The sequence below is a fragment of the Salicibibacter cibarius genome, assembly GCF_016495725.1.
Taxonomy (GTDB): Bacteria; Bacillota; Bacilli; order Bacillales; family Marinococcaceae; genus Salicibibacter; species Salicibibacter cibarius.
In genome coordinates this window covers 2,682,177-2,697,785 of record NZ_CP054705.1, presented here as the reverse complement: position 1 = coordinate 2,697,785, position 15,609 = coordinate 2,682,177, and the positions used below count along the sequence as shown (strand labels likewise).

14 protein-coding genes and 1 pseudogene are annotated in these 15,609 nt (G+C 41.5%); 12 read left to right on the top strand and 3 right to left on the bottom strand.

Going from position 1 to position 15,609, the window contains the following annotated elements:
- The 6 genes from HUG15_RS13775 to ltrA all read left to right on the top strand — a co-directional run bounded on the left by HUG15_RS13775 (nucleotide 1) and on the right by ltrA (nucleotide 6,964).
- Nucleotides 1-993 (top strand): transketolase family protein, encoded by a 993-nt coding sequence (locus HUG15_RS13775; RefSeq protein ID WP_200123654.1) that lies wholly within the window; start codon nucleotides 1-3, stop codon nucleotides 991-993.
- Nucleotides 994-1,091: 98 nt separating this feature from the next.
- Nucleotides 1,092-1,853, top strand: coding sequence for an SDR family NAD(P)-dependent oxidoreductase (locus HUG15_RS13770; RefSeq protein WP_200123653.1), 762 nt, complete (start codon nucleotides 1,092-1,094; stop codon nucleotides 1,851-1,853).
- A gap of 127 nt (nucleotides 1,854-1,980) precedes the next feature.
- Nucleotides 1,981-2,982 (top strand): TRAP transporter substrate-binding protein, encoded by a 1,002-nt coding sequence (locus tag HUG15_RS13765; protein WP_246516347.1) that lies wholly within the window; start codon nucleotides 1,981-1,983, stop codon nucleotides 2,980-2,982.
- A 41-nt stretch (nucleotides 2,983-3,023) separates the two neighbouring features.
- Nucleotides 3,024-3,536: a TRAP transporter small permease gene (locus HUG15_RS13760; protein WP_200123651.1), complete on the top strand. Its 513-nt coding sequence runs from the start codon at nucleotides 3,024-3,026 to the stop codon at nucleotides 3,534-3,536.
- Nucleotides 3,533-4,807 (top strand): TRAP transporter large permease, encoded by a 1,275-nt coding sequence (locus HUG15_RS13755; RefSeq protein WP_200123650.1) that lies wholly within the window; start codon nucleotides 3,533-3,535, stop codon nucleotides 4,805-4,807. Before HUG15_RS13760 ends, HUG15_RS13755 begins: the two co-directional genes overlap by 4 nt.
- Before the next feature lie 855 nt (nucleotides 4,808-5,662).
- The gene (gene ltrA / locus HUG15_RS13745; RefSeq protein WP_200123648.1) at nucleotides 5,663-6,964 is read left to right on the top strand and encodes a group II intron reverse transcriptase/maturase; all 1,302 of its coding nucleotides are present in this window, start codon (nucleotides 5,663-5,665) and stop codon (nucleotides 6,962-6,964) included.
- A 60-nt stretch (nucleotides 6,965-7,024) separates the two neighbouring features.
- On the opposite strand, the gene HUG15_RS13740 is transcribed toward ltrA, so the two are convergent.
- Nucleotides 7,025-7,213, bottom strand: a complete 189-nt coding sequence (locus tag HUG15_RS13740; protein WP_200123647.1) for a sigma factor-like helix-turn-helix DNA-binding protein — start codon at nucleotides 7,211-7,213, stop codon at nucleotides 7,025-7,027.
- A gap of 95 nt (nucleotides 7,214-7,308) precedes the next feature.
- On the opposite strand from HUG15_RS13740, the pseudogene HUG15_RS13735 reads away from it, so the two are divergent.
- From HUG15_RS13735 to HUG15_RS13725, 3 genes and pseudogenes are all read left to right on the top strand, one after another.
- Nucleotides 7,309-8,375: pseudogene (locus HUG15_RS13735) on the top strand (IS630 family transposase).
- Nucleotides 8,376-8,826: 451 nt separating this feature from the next.
- Entirely contained in the window at nucleotides 8,827-9,687 is an 861-nt protein-coding gene (locus HUG15_RS13730) for an RpnC/YadD family protein (protein WP_200123646.1), read from the top strand.
- A 92-nt stretch (nucleotides 9,688-9,779) separates the two neighbouring features.
- Nucleotides 9,780-10,160, top strand: a complete 381-nt coding sequence (locus tag HUG15_RS13725) for a DegT/DnrJ/EryC1/StrS family aminotransferase (protein ID WP_343073117.1) — start codon at nucleotides 9,780-9,782, stop codon at nucleotides 10,158-10,160.
- A gap of 366 nt (nucleotides 10,161-10,526) precedes the next feature.
- Here HUG15_RS13725 and HUG15_RS13720 read toward each other — a convergent pair whose 3' ends face one another.
- Entirely contained in the window at nucleotides 10,527-11,999 is a 1,473-nt protein-coding gene (locus HUG15_RS13720) for an amidase (RefSeq protein ID WP_200123645.1), read from the bottom strand.
- Nucleotides 12,000-12,370: 371 nt separating this feature from the next.
- Here HUG15_RS13720 and HUG15_RS13715 point away from each other — a divergent pair, with 371 nt between their 5' ends.
- The gene (locus HUG15_RS13715; RefSeq protein WP_200123644.1) at nucleotides 12,371-13,462 is read left to right on the top strand and encodes a hypothetical protein; all 1,092 of its coding nucleotides are present in this window, start codon (nucleotides 12,371-12,373) and stop codon (nucleotides 13,460-13,462) included.
- Nucleotides 13,463-13,483: 21 nt separating this feature from the next.
- On the top strand, nucleotides 13,484-13,645 hold the full coding sequence (locus tag HUG15_RS13710; protein ID WP_200084769.1) for a hypothetical protein: 162 nt from the start codon (nucleotides 13,484-13,486) through the stop codon (nucleotides 13,643-13,645).
- A gap of 57 nt (nucleotides 13,646-13,702) precedes the next feature.
- On the opposite strand, the gene HUG15_RS13705 is transcribed toward HUG15_RS13710, so the two are convergent.
- The gene (locus HUG15_RS13705; protein ID WP_200123643.1) at nucleotides 13,703-13,846 is read right to left on the bottom strand and encodes a hypothetical protein; all 144 of its coding nucleotides are present in this window, start codon (nucleotides 13,844-13,846) and stop codon (nucleotides 13,703-13,705) included.
- 1,550 nt (nucleotides 13,847-15,396) lie between these two features.
- Between HUG15_RS13705 and HUG15_RS13700 the strand changes: the two genes are divergently transcribed.
- The gene (locus HUG15_RS13700) at nucleotides 15,397-15,570 is read left to right on the top strand and encodes a CalY family protein (RefSeq protein ID WP_246516345.1); all 174 of its coding nucleotides are present in this window, start codon (nucleotides 15,397-15,399) and stop codon (nucleotides 15,568-15,570) included.
- Nucleotides 15,571-15,609: the final 39 nt, after the last annotated feature.

Below are 15,609 nucleotides of genomic sequence, written 5' to 3'. Positions count from 1 at the left end.
ATGGGTACCACAACTTTCCATAAGGATACATGGGAACTCTATAAAGGGATGGAAATGTCAAAGCAATTAACTGCCGGTGAAACATTAGTGAAATTGGGAAAAGAGCATCCCGAAATCGTCGCCCTGTGTGCCGATCTTGGAAAACCAACAAGACTGTGGGATTTCGGAAAGGAGTTTCCGGAGCGTTTCTTCAACTTCGGACTTGCTGAAAAGAATATGGTTACTGCAGCAGCCGGTTTAGCCAGCACTGGGAAAACTCCATTTATCGCTACGTACGCTTCCTTTTTAGGCGTTCTTGCTGCTGAGAATATCCGGACAGCTATTGCTTATCCGAATCTTAATGTTCGTTTAATCGGGACACATACCGGAATAGCAATGGGTTTCTATGGTACTTCCCACCATGCGACAGAGGATATCTCGATCACACGCGCGATGGCAAACATGACTGTCATATCACCTGCTGACGGAGCGGCATTGTCCGAATTGATCGAGGAATCCGTCAAAACCTACGAGGGTCCTATTTACTTCAGGATTAGTCGCGGACGTGAAGAACCAGTTTATCGAAAAGAAGCAAGTGAAGTACAAAATAAAATAGGCCAAGCAAATATTCTGCGGGATGGGACCAATTTAACCATAATCGCTTGCGGAATTGAAGTCAATGAAGCTTTAAAAGCTGCTGACCAGCTTTCCGAAGAAGGTCTATCTGTTCGGGTCATTGACATGCACACGATTAAACCCATGGATGATGAAGCCGTTTATAATGCTGCAAAAGAAACAGGCGCCATTTTGACAGTGGAAGAGCATAATGTCCAGGGTGGTTTGGGCAGTGCAGTAGCTGAAATATTAATGGAATCAGGGATCAACTGTAAATTCAAACGCCACGGTTTCCATGATGAGTATGCACTTATTGGTAAGCCATATTACTTGTATCAGCATTACAAGTTAAACGGCGAGGGTATTTCGGAAGTTTCAAAAGAATTTTTGAATGAATAGTTTATACAACTGGAGGCAGCTACATTGGGAAGTAGTTGCCTCTCACTAAAAAAACTTGTAGATAAAAAATGTGATATGGATCTGGGAGATGGTTAAGGATGAATTTTGAAAGTCGTGTTGCTCTTATCACCGGTGCAGGTTCTGAAGGCGGAATAGGCAGGGAAATTGCCAGGCAGCTGAGTAAAAAAGGAGCTGAAGTTATCCTTTCTGACATCAATGAGGATGGTTTGCAAACGGGGATTAGAGAGATAGAAGATCTCGGAGGCATCGCACATTCAATTACAATGGATGTAACAAATAAAAAAAGTGTCCAACAGGGTGTTAAAGAAATCACTGAAAATTTAGGTAAGATAGACATTCTTGTAAATAATGCTGGGGTATCAAGACCAACTAACGTGACAGAGATTTCAGAGGATGAATGGGATCTCGTATTCAATGTAAATATGAAAGGTGTGTTTTTTCTTACTCAGGCTGTTTTACCCTATATGGAAGAAAAAAATTACGGTCGGATCGTAAATTTAGGTTCGGTGTCAGGTAAACGGGGCGGCGGTATATTTGGCGGTTCCCATTATTCGGCGGCAAAGGCTGGCGTTACTGGTTTCACAAAAGCAGTTGCAAGAGAAGCTGCTAAATATCAAATCACCTGTAATAGTGTCGCCCCTGGACTCGTGGGTGGAACAGAAATTACGAGTGGCTTATTGACGGACGAAAAGAAAAAAGCCATACAAAATGATATTCCGCTTGGCAGGGTTGGGAAAGTCGAGGATATTGCATATTCGATTGCATTTTTGGTATCAGAAGAAGCAGGTTATATTACCGGAGAAGAATTGGATATCAATGGTGGCTCACATATCGATTAATTTTATCAGAAAGCATTTCGAAGTTTAGTTACCTATTTGTATCGAGTAAGAAGAAACTGAACTTCTGCTAAATGCTCCCTGATGATTGCGGGGAATGTAAACGTTAACATGGATGGGGTGATGTATATTGAAGTTTACACGTTATTTAATGATCCTTTTGACTTTATCATTAGCTGGCAGCATTGTAGCGGCCTTTGTCGCTTCTGATAATGTCGCAATAACGAATGATGTTACCACTATAAGGGTTGGCCACGAGCAAGCAGAAACGAATGACAGACATTTAGCGATGATGGAATTTAAAGAACTGGTGGAAGAAAAATCGCAAGGGGAAATGGAGGTTTTGGTGTATCCAAATGCCCAGCTTGGCTCTGAACCGGAAATGATTGAAAGTGTTACGTTAAATGATTTGCAAATGGTTGCTGCCACCGCCTTTACCCAATATGATCAGCGAATAAGCGTATTTGAACTACCGTATCTTTTTGACTCTTATGAAGAAGCATGGAACGTCTTAGATGGAGAAGTTGGACAAGATATGGCGGACTTATTCCTGGAGGATGATTTGAGAATACTTGCTTATTTTGAAAATGGATTTCGGCATGTTACATCTAATAGGCCCATTGAATCTCCTGAGGATTTAAGTGGACTAGTCATAAGAACACCGGAATTTCCAATATCGCTAAGTACGTTCAATGCTATGGGTGCGAACCCCACTCCTATGGCATTCGGAGAATTATACACGGCATTGCAGCAGGGGACTGTGGATGCGCAGGAAAACCCGATAGCAAACGCTTACACGAGTAATTTTCAGGAAGTACAAGAGTATTTAAACTTAACATCACACCAATACATGCCATTGCCGGTAGCTATAAATGAAGATTTTTGGCAGTCGCTCTCTACGGAAGAACAGGAGATTCTAAATAACAGTGCAGAAGAAGCTGCACAGTTCCACAGGGAGACACAAAGAGAAAATGAGGAGAAAATGCTTGCGGAATTGGAAGAGGATGGAATGGAAATTGTTGAGCCTGACACATCTCTGTTCGAAGACGAAATAGATCCTGTTTATAATTCCTTCAGGCAGGCGTATGGCGATGAATTGGTAGACCGAATAATCGAAGCAGCGAACGAGTAGAGGGAGATTCGGTTTTTGGTTCCATAGGGGGGAAATTTTATATGAAACTTTTGAGGTGGCTTGATGAACATTTTGAAGAATATCTGTTGATCATACTCAGCTGTTTTACGGTTATTGTGATTTTTTCTCAGGTTGTGATGAGGTACGTACTCGGTGCTTCACTGCCTTGGTCAGAAGAAATTGCACGATATGCGTTTATTTGGATGATTTATATCGGTGTAAGTTATGGTGTTAAGAAACATAGACATTTGGGCGTTGATGCTTTTTCCATGTTGTTTGAGAAACAGGGAAAGGTGATCATAGGTGTGACCGCAAATGTATGTTTCCTTATATTTGCTGTCGTTATCACTTATTACGGATTAGATATAGTGGTGAGAATCACCAGAGAATCCGCAGCATTGCAAATACCAATGGAGTGGGTTTACGCCGCACCGGTGACTGGGATGGTTTTGACAATTATACGCCTTATTCAGAACCTCATTGAACAATTGAAAACACTTCGAAATCCGCACGGTAATAATGATAAGGAACAAGGACAGGAGGAAGCGATATGACAGAGACAGCGCTTGTTTTGTTTGGAAGCTTTTTCCTGTTTTTGATATTAACCATTCCGATTGGGATCGCCTTAGGGCTATCGGGGATAGTCACTGCAATGTTTTCGGATAATATATCAATCACATTTTTAACCCAGGGGTTAGTCACCTCTACTGATAATTTCGCCTTAATGGCTATTCCTTTCTTTATACTTGCTGGTGAAATTATGGGAAAGGGCGGTATATCCACACGATTATTTGATATAGCAAATGTGTTTGTGGGTAGATTTACCGGGGGTTTTGCAATGGCAGCTGTTATCACATGCATGTTCTTTGCTGCTATTTCAGGTTCCGGTCCAGCGACTGTTGCTGCTATTGGTGGTATTATGATTCCTGCAATGGTGGCACATGGGTATGATAAAAAGTTTGCGACATCGGTCATTGTAGCTGCTGGATCACTAGGTATTATTATTCCACCAAGTATACCACTTGTTATATATGGGGTCTCCGGAAACCAGTCGATTGGTGATTTGTTTATCGGGGGAATTTTTCCAGGTATATTCATAGGATTGGCTATGTTAACTTGGGTATATCTTTATTCAAAAATGAACAATTATTCTGGGACCGATGAAAGGTTCACATTGAAGAAAATGTTTACCTCTATCTATAGTGCAAAGTGGTCACTGCTTGTGCCTATTATCATCTTAGGAGGTATATACGGAGGCATTTTTACACCAACGGAAGCAGCTGTTATCGCTGTTGTATATTCAGCTATCGTCAGCCTAACCCTTCACAGGGAGGTAAGAGTAAGCGATCTTCGACCGATTATAGCTAATGCTGCTTTAAATTCTGTGGTGATATTGCTTATTATTGGAACGGCTAATACATTTGGAACAATATTATCGATGGAGAGAATCCCGCAAGCACTTGCAGAAGCTTTTGTCTCCATATCTGAAAATCCATTCGTAATCGTACTGTTGATCGCAATTTTGTTGCTTTTTGTTGGACTTTTTATTGATACATCTGCAGCGGTCATTATTTTTACACCGATTCTTTTACCGATTGCTTTAGAAATTGGGTTGGATCCCATCCATTTTGGGATACTAATGGTTGTTGCATTATCCATTGGATTAATCACTCCGCCGATGGGTGTAAATCTATTTGTAGGTTCGGGGGTATCAGGGTTAGGAGTGCCAACATTAGTGAAAGGTGTTGTTCCGTTCTTATTTGTAATGTTGGTATGCTTAGCGATTATCATTTTGATCCCGGAATTATCCTTGATGTTGTTATAGACTTGTTTCGAAATAAGCATTCCATCATCACTTTTGTTCACCAATCATGCAATTTTTACAATTGAACAATCACAGAAACTTAAAGAAACAGTGTTCCTTAGAGGAACTAAAAGAAACAAACCGGCAGCCGCTCCGCCGGTTTGTTTCTTTCGCGAGTGGCAGCACATACCGCTATAGGGTGCAAGTCCCGAATGCAGCCGTACAGCCGGTAAGCATTAGCTAACAGATAGTGCGATGACCGTGAGGTATCGTGCGGAGGATCTGAAGGCAAATCCCTGAACAGAGCTGAATCCCATGTTGGCACGAGAGCAGGATGACTGTGCAAGAAAACAGGAAGTCCGAATAGCTGGCAGCTCGAAGTGTTATGAGGGCTGGATTAGGGAGAAAGCGTATGATGTGACCCATTGAGGTCTCCCTGCTTCCTCATAGAGGTATTGATATCGCAAGGTTATGCCAAGGGTATCAAGATGAGAGGGAGAAGTCAGAGATCGCCATAGTAGTGAAGAAGCTCATGCCTAAGACTTTCTGGTAACAGGAACGAGGACAGCACATGAGTGAAACTGCACACCGTTGTAGTTGGAAACCTATGCTCAAAAGGCAGGGATTTCGTGCGAAGGGCGTGACCCATGAAGATCAATGCGAGTAGACTTTCGGATGTCTGTGGAAGTGGACAGAAACCGGACAAATGGCCAAGGGGGCTGATGCCGGGGTCGAACAGAAGGGTACACCGTCCACCGCCTTATGGTAAAGAAGCAAGGACTGCTGAAAAGCTACTAGCCTTGCGGATGTGTCATAACAAAGGGGAAACAGAAACAGCGAGGGAACCGAAAGCAATGACGTAAGGAGCGTAGACCGATGAAAGGACGCGTGTGGTACAGCTTGTACGACAAAGTGTTCGCTAAGGCTAATCTACGAGACGCTTTCGTTCAAGTAAAGAAGAACGGAGGAGCTCCCGGCGTAGACAAGGTGACAATTGGCGACTATGAGGCAGAACTGGAGGACAATCTAGAAGTGCTCCAGCAAAAGCTGAAAGACAAACGTTATCGCCCCAAACCTGTCCGCCGAAAGATGATTACGAAAGAGGATGGAAAGAAGAAGCGTCCGCTCGGTATCCCCACGGTGGAAGATCGAGTGGTCCAAGCGGCGATCCGAAACATCCTTGAACCGATCTTTGAAGAAGATTTCCTTCCGTGCAGTTATGGATTTCGCCCGACTATCAGTGCCCACATGGCGCTGGACCAAGTGAGTGAATATCTTCGACAGGGATACGCGTATGTGATCGATGCGGACTTGCAAAGCTACTTTGACACGATTCCGCATGACCGATTGGAAGCTCAAATCCGTAAACGGGTGACAGATGGTTCTGTGATTCAACTCATCCAGCAAATCTTGAGGGCAGGTGTCATGGAAGGGGATTTGTATGAAGACACGCCTTTGGGTGCTCCGCAAGGCGGCGTCTTGAGTCCATTAATTTCCAATATTTACCTTAACCAATTGGATGAGCTGATGAAGGAACGCGGGCATCGTATTGTTCGGTTTGCGGATGATTTCGTCATTTTGTGCCGAAGCCAAAAAGGAGCGGAACGAGTGATGAGAAGCGTTACCCGCTACCTTGAGAATGACTTGGGTCTGGCGTTGCATCCGACGAAAACGAAGGTCGTTGATGTCAAGCAAGAACCGTTTACATTTCTTGGTTTTGAGTTCTACAAGCATATTCGAAGAATTGACCCAAAGAAGGAAGCGAAGTTTAAGAAGAAAGTCAAGGAAATCACAAGACGGAATCAAACCGTTGATCTTGAAACACTCATTCACAACCGATTGAACCCCTATCTTCGGGGATGGGCGAATTACTTTGGACATGGGCATGTGAAAGGGAAATTTCGAAAATGGGATGCGTGGGTTCGCCGTCGATTGCGCATGATACAGCTACGGAGTTGGCGCTATGTCAAAAACCTCCATCGTGTATTAAGAAACAAGGGATGGAAGGAAGATGAACTGAGAGGGATTCGCATGTTCGCTTGGCGAAGTTCCAAGAGTCCGATGGTTCATGTCGCTCTCGATAATGATTACTTCCAGCGATTAAACCTTGTTAGCTTAACATCTGTCTATCAGAAACTTATCTCTAAACGGGATAAATGGGAGGAGCCACATGCGTAGACCCGCACGTGTGGATCTGTGAGGGGCGTAGTCAGTAATGACTACGCCTACTCAGTAGCTTTATTTTACATATTTTCTTAGTTTTTCTAGTGCTTCTTTTCGCCAACCTTTCACTGTTTCGACGGAAACGTTGTATTTGGCGGCAATCATGCGCGGGGATAGGTCGTGCACGGCATGCTCGATGACCCAGCGTTGTTCACGGTCGGATAACTGATTCAAATATGGGGCTAAGGTGTCTACGTCTGACATCTATATAGAATGAACTAAAGTTTTATTAAGCAAATTGGAAGGATTTTCACCCATCACACGTCGAATATTTAAATACCCTGATTGGACGGTGATTTGTGATGAAATCCAATATAGAAGAGTTGCAAGAAGTTGAGCATAGGCTTAAACATGAACAAAAACGACGGATGTATGAACGGTATCAGACCATTCGTTTGTACCTGAAAGGATATTCCGTTAAGCAAATGACGACCATTCTCAACCGATCGGATAAAACAATCCGAACGTACATTAAATCCTATGAAGAACATGGACTCGATGGTTTGACCATGAAATTCTCAACGGGAAAGCCGCCTCGATTAAATGACGAACAACAGGCTCGATTAAAACAAATCATCATTGACTACCTCCCTCATGAGGTTGTGTTTCCGGCTAAATTTAATTGGACGCTAGAGCCTTATTGCTTTGTACATCAATCGCGAATTCGGACATGAATACTCCATTCGCGGTGTATCGAAAATGATGCATCGATTAGGATTGAGTTACACCAGGCCAACGTATACGCTGGCTGCAGCTGACGAAGAAAAGCAAAAAGCATTTGTCGAAACCACCTTTCCAGAGGTAAAAAAAATGGAACAACGGCGAAATTGATCATATTTTGTTTGAAGATGAAAGCATGATCCGTGATTACCAGGCGTTGCAATCAACATGGTTTGCCAAAGGAAAGCAACGAATCATTAAAACGACCGGTAAACATCGGGGTGTGAAGCTTTTGGCTACGGTCGATTACGTCACCGGAGAAACCGTGTGGCAAGAAGAAGAGCAATATACAGCCGTAGAATTTCTCGCCTTCCTAAAAAAAGTGACAGAAGCCTATCCAACGGGAAACATTGTCATGATTCTAGACAATGCAAGGATTCACCATGCCAGGTTGCTTGATCCTTTTCTACAAGAAATGAATGGAAGATTGACATTTACATTTTTGCCTCCCTACAGTCCACAACTCAATATTGTCGAGGGGCTCTGGAAATGGCTGAAAGCCGACGTCATCAATAATGTTTTCTATCATACCGTAGCTGAAATTCGCAAGAATGTCGGTACGTTCATGGAAAATAGTGATCCCGTGAAAGTCATTGACCGACTGTGTGTAAGAATGGAATCAGGCGAAATTCTAGAAGGTCTTTAGTTCAACTTATATAGGATTCTGACATGGCCATGTCCACAGGATCCTGATCATTGGATCTGAAGGAATGCCGGTAGTAATAGTTAGCACCCTTTCTTAGCATCGCCAACCTTTCATTATGACACGAAGGAAGGCATAAGCGGGAAATGGTCCTTGTGTTGGTATGCAAGCTAAAGTCCTATATAACCTGCTTGTAAAAAGTCCTCATGGTTGCTGTGAATGCGGAGGCGTTGAAGCATCCCATGCACTAACGGTGTGTACTGTTGATAGGTATCCTCGAATGAATAGTGCTGACGGACCGATTGATGATAGGGTAATGTATGTAACCCCTTTTGGAGTGAGAATAAACTATGTAACTAATCGTAGCAAAAGTTCGCAAATTAATCCGCGGTGTGATATGAAGATGTCAAGAATCCAAACGAAATTCCCTTTTAAACGAAGGGGAGGAAAAGTTATGACAGAAGGCATTTCATATCATAATAAAGATGTGCTGTTTAAGTTTTTAAGTGAACTTTACAAAGACGCTACGCTAGATGCCTTTGGCATTGAAGGATTGCCGAAAATCAGACAATTATTACCGACGGCCATGCCGAAAGTTCAGGCAGATGAAAGGCGCTCGGATACACAGTTTCTGTTGGACGATGGCTCTGTTCTTATGCTGGAATATGAGAGCGATAATCGTATCGTTGAAAACCATATCAAATATCTCGACTACGCTCAGCGAATTTTAGACCGAGAATATCAAGAGGAAAAAGTGGTCCGAGCCATTCGCCTCGTGGTGATATACACGAGCGATGTGGTCAGCGTGGGAGAACACCTGAACGCCGGGGATATAGGGGTTCAGTCAAGAGCTGCTCTGCTTAGTGAGCATAATGGAGACGTGATCTTAGAGAAGATAAGTGATAAAATAAAAAGAGATGAACCACTGACTCATGAGGAACTGATTAAGTTGAGCTTTCTTCCTTTAATGAACAGTACGAAGTCTCGCGAAGAAATGGCACGGGAATCCATTAATTTGGCAAGAAATATACCGGATGAACGGGAACAAGTCCAAGTCATCGCCGGTATACTGACAATAACTGATAAATTTATAGATGATGAATTTTCTACCAAGATAAGGGAGTGGTTAAGCATGACGAAGGTTGGAAGGATTATTGAGAAGGAAATTGAGCAAGAAAGAGAAGCAGCGGCGCAAGCAGCTGTCGAAGAAACTACAAGAAAATTAGCCAAAGTGATGCTGAAGAAAAAAATCAGCCCAGAAGAAGTTGCGGAAGAAACTGGATTAGATATTGAGGAAGTCGAAAAGCTCAAATAAGAAAAATCAGAGGGTATGAACCGGTAGGACGCATCACCTGTGATAAAAATGTACAATTTCTGGTTGATGGGTTCACATTATTCTCTGAGCGCGTGGCGCAGCGGCGGGCTGTGTTTGAATGGTATGATGAGGCGTTGAGTGGGGTGCCTGGAGTGGCTTTTATGCCTGAGTTAGAGGGGAGTAAGTCGAACCGCTGGCTGACAGCGTTGACGGTGAATACCGAGAAGGCGGGCGTGAGTCATTTGGAGATGATTGAAGCGTTGGCTGCGGAGAATATCGAGGCGCGGCCGGTGTGGAAACCGCTGCATCTCCAGCTGGTTTTTGAAGGTACGAAGTATTATCCGCATGAGGGCGGGTGGAATGTGTCGGATGAGCTGTTCTGTTATGGACTGTGCTTGCCTGCTGGGTCGAATATGACGAAGGAGGAATTGGAGAGGGTTATTGGGGTTATTAAGACGATGATATCGAAGTAATAATCACGAGCCACCCACAATAGTTGCACGATCTACTTTTTGGGATATAGTCTTTTAATACCTGATGATGGGTTCGGGGCCTCATAGCAGGACCGTGTGAGGCGATGGGTTCGTGGTAAACTTTGCATGCGGCTGATGACTCTTTGATCTTTTTTCACCCAGCCGCCATCACATGCACACCACGAACCCAAACAGCTGTCGAAGGCGGCGGATATGGGTAGATGTTCTGGGGGAACCCTCCCCTCCTAAAGACCCAATGTTTTTTGTCCACTTTCCTGACAGAAGACCACTCAATTGGTAGCAACAAATGAACAATACGAAATGATGATCGTATAGTGTGGATGCACTGGCGGTCTTTGCTGTATTCTAAACAGGTTCTTTTTGTGTTAAGTTGTAGATGTTATGCCAAGGTTTTATTCTCTCAAATGCAGCACTTGCCGAAAGAACATCATCATCTGCGTACCTCTTACCGATAATTTGCATTCCAATTGGCAAATTACTATTTGATAGCCCAGCAGGAACTGATGCTGATGGATGTCCGGTGAAATTAGTAATATATGTGAGGCACCATCCAATTAAAGGATCCACTTCTTCACCATTAATTTGAGTTGGCCCCACAGTATTACCATTATCTGCGTTTTCTACGGGTAGGGACGCTAAAGTAGGGGTGATTAATAGGTCGTATTTTTCAAATATATTTTCAATGGCATCATATAACTCTGTCCTTATACGCTGGTCCTTGATGATGTCATGTATATCCATATTGTACCCCTTTTCAAGCCAACTGACATATTCTGGCGGAAGGTCATCGCGATGATCACCTAAAAGGTCAATTCCGCCTTTTTTATATTCTTCAAACGCTTCTATATTCGAGATAATCATCAATCTACACCAAAGATCGCTTAATTCTTGTTGAGAATGATTAATCCCTACATTGATTTCTTCAACATGAGCACCAAGTTCTTCAAATGTTTTTACGGAATGGCTTACAACATTTTCAACTTCTTTATCGACAGGAAAAATATCAAAATTTGGACTGTAAGCAATTTTCAATCCTTTTACGGAGCGACCTAATATGCTAGTAAAATTGGAATTCGTATCGATGCTAAACGGATCTCTTGAATGATAACCACTTAGTGCATTTAATCCAATGGCTGCGTCTTCAACATTTCTTGTTAAGGTTCCTTCAAATAGAAAAATATTTCCGCTGCCGAATGCATTAGGGCGAGATACAAAAGGGACTCTTCCGACAGAAGCCTTATAGCCATATAATCCGCACCACGATGCAGGGATGCGGATTGAACCGCCACCATCAGTGCCTTCGGCTATCGGAACTAATCCATCAGCTACAGCCGCGGCACTTCCACCTGATGAACCCCCGCTATTTTTTGAAAGATCAAACGGATTACGTGTAGGGCCGAATAAATAGTTATCGGTTACGCCACGCAGCCCCATCGTGGGGCTATTCGTTTTTCCCATAATTATGGAACCCGCCTGCTCAATTCGCTCAGCATAGACACAATGTTTATCATCTAAATTATCTTTAAGAACTCGAATTCCACCTAATGTGGTAGGCCATCCCGGATAAAAATCAAATAAATCTTTCATGGCAGTAGGGATACCATGCAGTGGTCCGATGGCTTCGCCTGACATTAAAGCTTTTTCTGTATTTTTCGCTTTTTCTCTTGCTTCCTCAAATGCTAAGTGAACAAAAGCATTTGTACGATCATTTCTCTTTTCTATTCGTTTAATAGTGGATTCTACAATCTCGACGGGTGAAAGCTCGCGGCGCCTTATTTTTAATGCTAATTCAGCAACAGACATAAAAGCTAAGTCCATTTTTAAGCTCCTTTCCTAAAAATAGTTTTAACATAAAATGTATGCGCTTTCATATTTTATATTAACCCTTTTTAAAATAATGTCAAGTTAAAATAGGCAAAACAGATCATCAAACGCATAAATAACAATAATGGGGGACGTAAATATGGATTTTATTTCACTTAAGATAAATTGGCGTAGATGGTTGGGGCAATGATGAAAACACTGCAATGTCCGGAGAGGTGCTTTATCTTTGGAATGTTCTTTTTTCAATCTACGGTGATGTAGCTAAGAGCTGTTGTCTTCTTGCCGAAGAATGTTTCACTTATCATGTTTTCGATCACAAAACTCGAACATATGTGTTATAATATAGAAAAATCGGAGGCTTGCCCATGTGTAACGAGCCTAACCTAGACCATAAAATGTACCATCTAAAAGAGCATCTGAGCCCACTAATAGAAGCCTCGAAAAGGAATTATCGTGTTGTGAAAAACAAGCGAGGAATGGAACGCATGTGGTTGCCGCTTTTGCTTTATCACCCTTTGAAACAACTTTGGAATTTGGTGATTTTGGGGAAATCGAGAATTAAAGTGACGCCGGTTATCAACATCATCACCATTTTGCTAGCTTTATTAGCAACTGTACCGGCGCTTCCAACTGTACTTGCAATACAAGGCTACATCACAGATACTACGACTTATTGGTTGGTTATTCTGTTGGTTTGGTACCTCTTGACCGTGGGGTACACATTGGTTCAAATGACGAATTGGAAAAATGATTATTTTTTTCATATTGATGCCTACAGAAGAATTCGGAGCAATGAGTATAACATTATCGAACCCTTCTTAGATGACGGATTATCCCTTTCTTCAACCATTGATTATATGATGAGAAACAGTGGGGACAAGGCTGTAAAAGCAATTTATCAAGAAGTTACAAAGAGAACCGATGAGATACAAGATGAAAAAGATAAGTATGTAAAGCTACTTGAAAGCAATGAATCAAATGTCGTCATGTTAAGTGATTTCGTTAAAAACCTTTCTGAAAACTTTAGCCTTATTGAGGCAAAAAAGCTGGATTTTGAACACTTATATCTTTTGAATTTTCACTATACTATCTTCCATCTCGATAAGAACGGCGAAGAATTACATTTGCTGTATCAGTATTATCCAAGAGGAGATATACCGAATAAAGTGTATGTTACCGATGCAAATAGCATAGCAAGCCAGCAGTTCAACACCATTCATTCTGACGGCATTTATGAAAGCGATATTGGGGTTTCATTTCGTGTTAATATTCACTCTTCAAGTGAAAGTTGGATAGTAACCTTTTACAAGGGATCAAAGGAGAAGGATAGTGAGTTGAATATCTTAAGACATGGAGATATAATAGAAGGACAAGCTTTGCTATCGGAACTGAACTTTCATCAAGTCATTGAGGCTCATTGTAACTTAATTGAGATGAATAGAAAATATAATCTATAAGAAGCGAAAGGGTGTGTTCTTATGACAACAACCCGTAAAAAGAGTATTCGCAATCGAAAGGAAAAATCAGAAACACAAAAAATGATTGAACGACGTCAAGAAGAAAGAAAATACGAGCTGGAACAAAGCAAGAAGAAAACAGAAGAGTTTAAAAAACGTATCAAAGAGTTAGCAGGACAATAGTACGAACAAAAAGCCTCTATTTATTTAAAGAGGCTTTTTTATTTTAGGGAAGGAAACTTATTTTTCCATGAGTTTCTTTCTGAGATTTGCTTGAAACTTTGCTGTTTTTGCCCTGGATTTTTCAATTTCGGTCCTTCGTTGCTTCTGTTTTTCTTTCAACTCTTTCCTACTCTGCTCAAAGCGCCTCTCTCTTTCCTTCATATAAACCTCCATATTATACCACATGCAATTTTTCACATAAGGCTATCTGATTTACCTCCATTGTGTCCGAAAACACAGAGAAGTATAACAATCCCAGTGAGCAGGAAAATGTCGAAGGCGGAGGATGGGAGAATGATTGATGCACAAAGAAGCTTGGGAACGGGTCTGTTGTTACAGATCATATTCTTGATGAAACGATAGCTTGGTATACCTGTATAACCAATTAAGTAATTTACAATAAATACATTATGTAACTATATGGAAACAACAATAATGCTTATTTTTAACAAGCTTGCAGTAAAAAAGGGGACAGTAACGGGACGAACGCTAGAGAGCGAGTAAACAGGACGGAAAAGCGGTACGTTCGGAGATTTTGGCATCAGAATTGCCCGTTTCGGCAGGGCCAACAGAGGTACATTATCAACCTGTTGGGCATCCAAGCTATGAGTCATTGGATATTATTGAAGAGCTGAGTGTTATCCGCATGCTGAGAGGGGTGGAGTAGATCAATGAAACGTCCTTAAACAAAAAATCTCAATTGATTGAAAAATAAAATAACAACTGCACTACCTGCAGACACAATCTTGGATAAGTATTCTTCGTGGATCTTTCCTCACTGTAATACTATTATAGTTTGGATAGTTCTATCCTCCTTTTTTTGGAAAATATATTAGAACATAGGTTATAAAATCGCCTAACCATTAATATAAAAAGATTTATAGAAAGATAAAAATAATAAAAAGTAATAAAGAATTATTTATATAACAAGAGATATAGGAAATGAGTTTCACAATTCAGCCAACTATCTTTTCTTAAATATGAGTATTTGAACCTATATTTAACAATTAATAACATAAATAATAAATATATAACCCAAGGTTATTTCTTGGTCTATATTTTTAGTGGTAATATTTTAGTCAATTATATTAAAAATCCCAATTAACCATTAATTTTGTAAAGTGATAGTAAAAATAGAAAATCACAGAGACTTATTTATAAAATGGATAAATTAGATTTATTCCGGTCGCTCAAAATAAAGGGCATGTAGACATCGGGGTTTCTTGATACTCGCCGTTCAGCTGCCCACATTATGAAAATCAAGAAGCGGCGAAACAAGTCATCCAGGAGGTTTTGAGGATCTCCTACACATATGGGAGTAAAAACTCCCTCCTGCGGCCATCGGAGGGAGAATAATAGAATCAATATTATTAATATAATAAATTGAATAAATGTTCCATATTCTATCGTGGTGTGATGAAATACTATGTGGCGTGTCACCAAAAAGTCATCAACAGTTTCACAACAATTTTATTTATTGACGTTATTCGTTGTCACCCGATCGCGGTAATTTCCAGTCAAACGATAGATCGAATCGTCGAAGAAAAATGAAGAACCGGTGTCGCCGCCCGTCAGGGGTAATTCCGAGCAACCTGATGAGGCGTTCACATAATCAAAATGTCACAAGGAGGAATCCATAATGGGAAACAAACAATAGCTTGGCATAGGAGTTCCGTTTTCGGCTTAACGTTAATCGGAGGGTAGTGGACAACTTGCAGCCCGGAGATACGATGATTCATGGTTTTGAACTGCAAAACAACGGGACCCTCGACATTGATACGGTGATGTTGGAAGCCGACTACACAGTGATCGATGCAGAAGGAAATAACACAGAAGATTTCGGGAAATTCATTTTTTGTATAATACTGGCAATTTGGCCGAAGTGATTTTTCAAACGACATTGAGTGAATGTTTACAGCTACGCA

Bases quoted from the DNA above. Each gene is read 5' to 3' on its own strand.
- HUG15_RS13775 (WP_200123654.1), top strand. From the start codon at position 1: ATGGGTACCACAACTTTCCATAAGGATACATGGGAACTCTATAAAGGG.
- HUG15_RS13770 (WP_200123653.1), top strand. From the start codon at position 1,092: ATGAATTTTGAAAGTCGTGTTGCTCTTATCACCGGTGCAGGTTCTGAA.
- HUG15_RS13760 (WP_200123651.1), top strand. From the start codon at position 3,024: ATGAAACTTTTGAGGTGGCTTGATGAACATTTTGAAGAATATCTGTTG.
- HUG15_RS13755 (WP_200123650.1), top strand. From the start codon at position 3,533: ATGACAGAGACAGCGCTTGTTTTGTTTGGAAGCTTTTTCCTGTTTTTG.
- ltrA (WP_200123648.1), top strand. From the start codon at position 5,663: ATGAAAGGACGCGTGTGGTACAGCTTGTACGACAAAGTGTTCGCTAAG.
- HUG15_RS13740 (WP_200123647.1), bottom strand. From the start codon at position 7,213: ATGTCAGACGTAGACACCTTAGCCCCATATTTGAATCAGTTATCCGAC.
- HUG15_RS13730 (WP_200123646.1), top strand. From the start codon at position 8,827: ATGACAGAAGGCATTTCATATCATAATAAAGATGTGCTGTTTAAGTTT.
- HUG15_RS13720 (WP_200123645.1), bottom strand. From the start codon at position 11,999: ATGGACTTAGCTTTTATGTCTGTTGCTGAATTAGCATTAAAAATAAGG.
- HUG15_RS13715 (WP_200123644.1), top strand. From the start codon at position 12,371: ATGTGTAACGAGCCTAACCTAGACCATAAAATGTACCATCTAAAAGAG.
- HUG15_RS13710 (WP_200084769.1), top strand. From the start codon at position 13,484: ATGACAACAACCCGTAAAAAGAGTATTCGCAATCGAAAGGAAAAATCA.
- HUG15_RS13705 (WP_200123643.1), bottom strand. From the start codon at position 13,846: ATGAAGGAAAGAGAGAGGCGCTTTGAGCAGAGTAGGAAAGAGTTGAAA.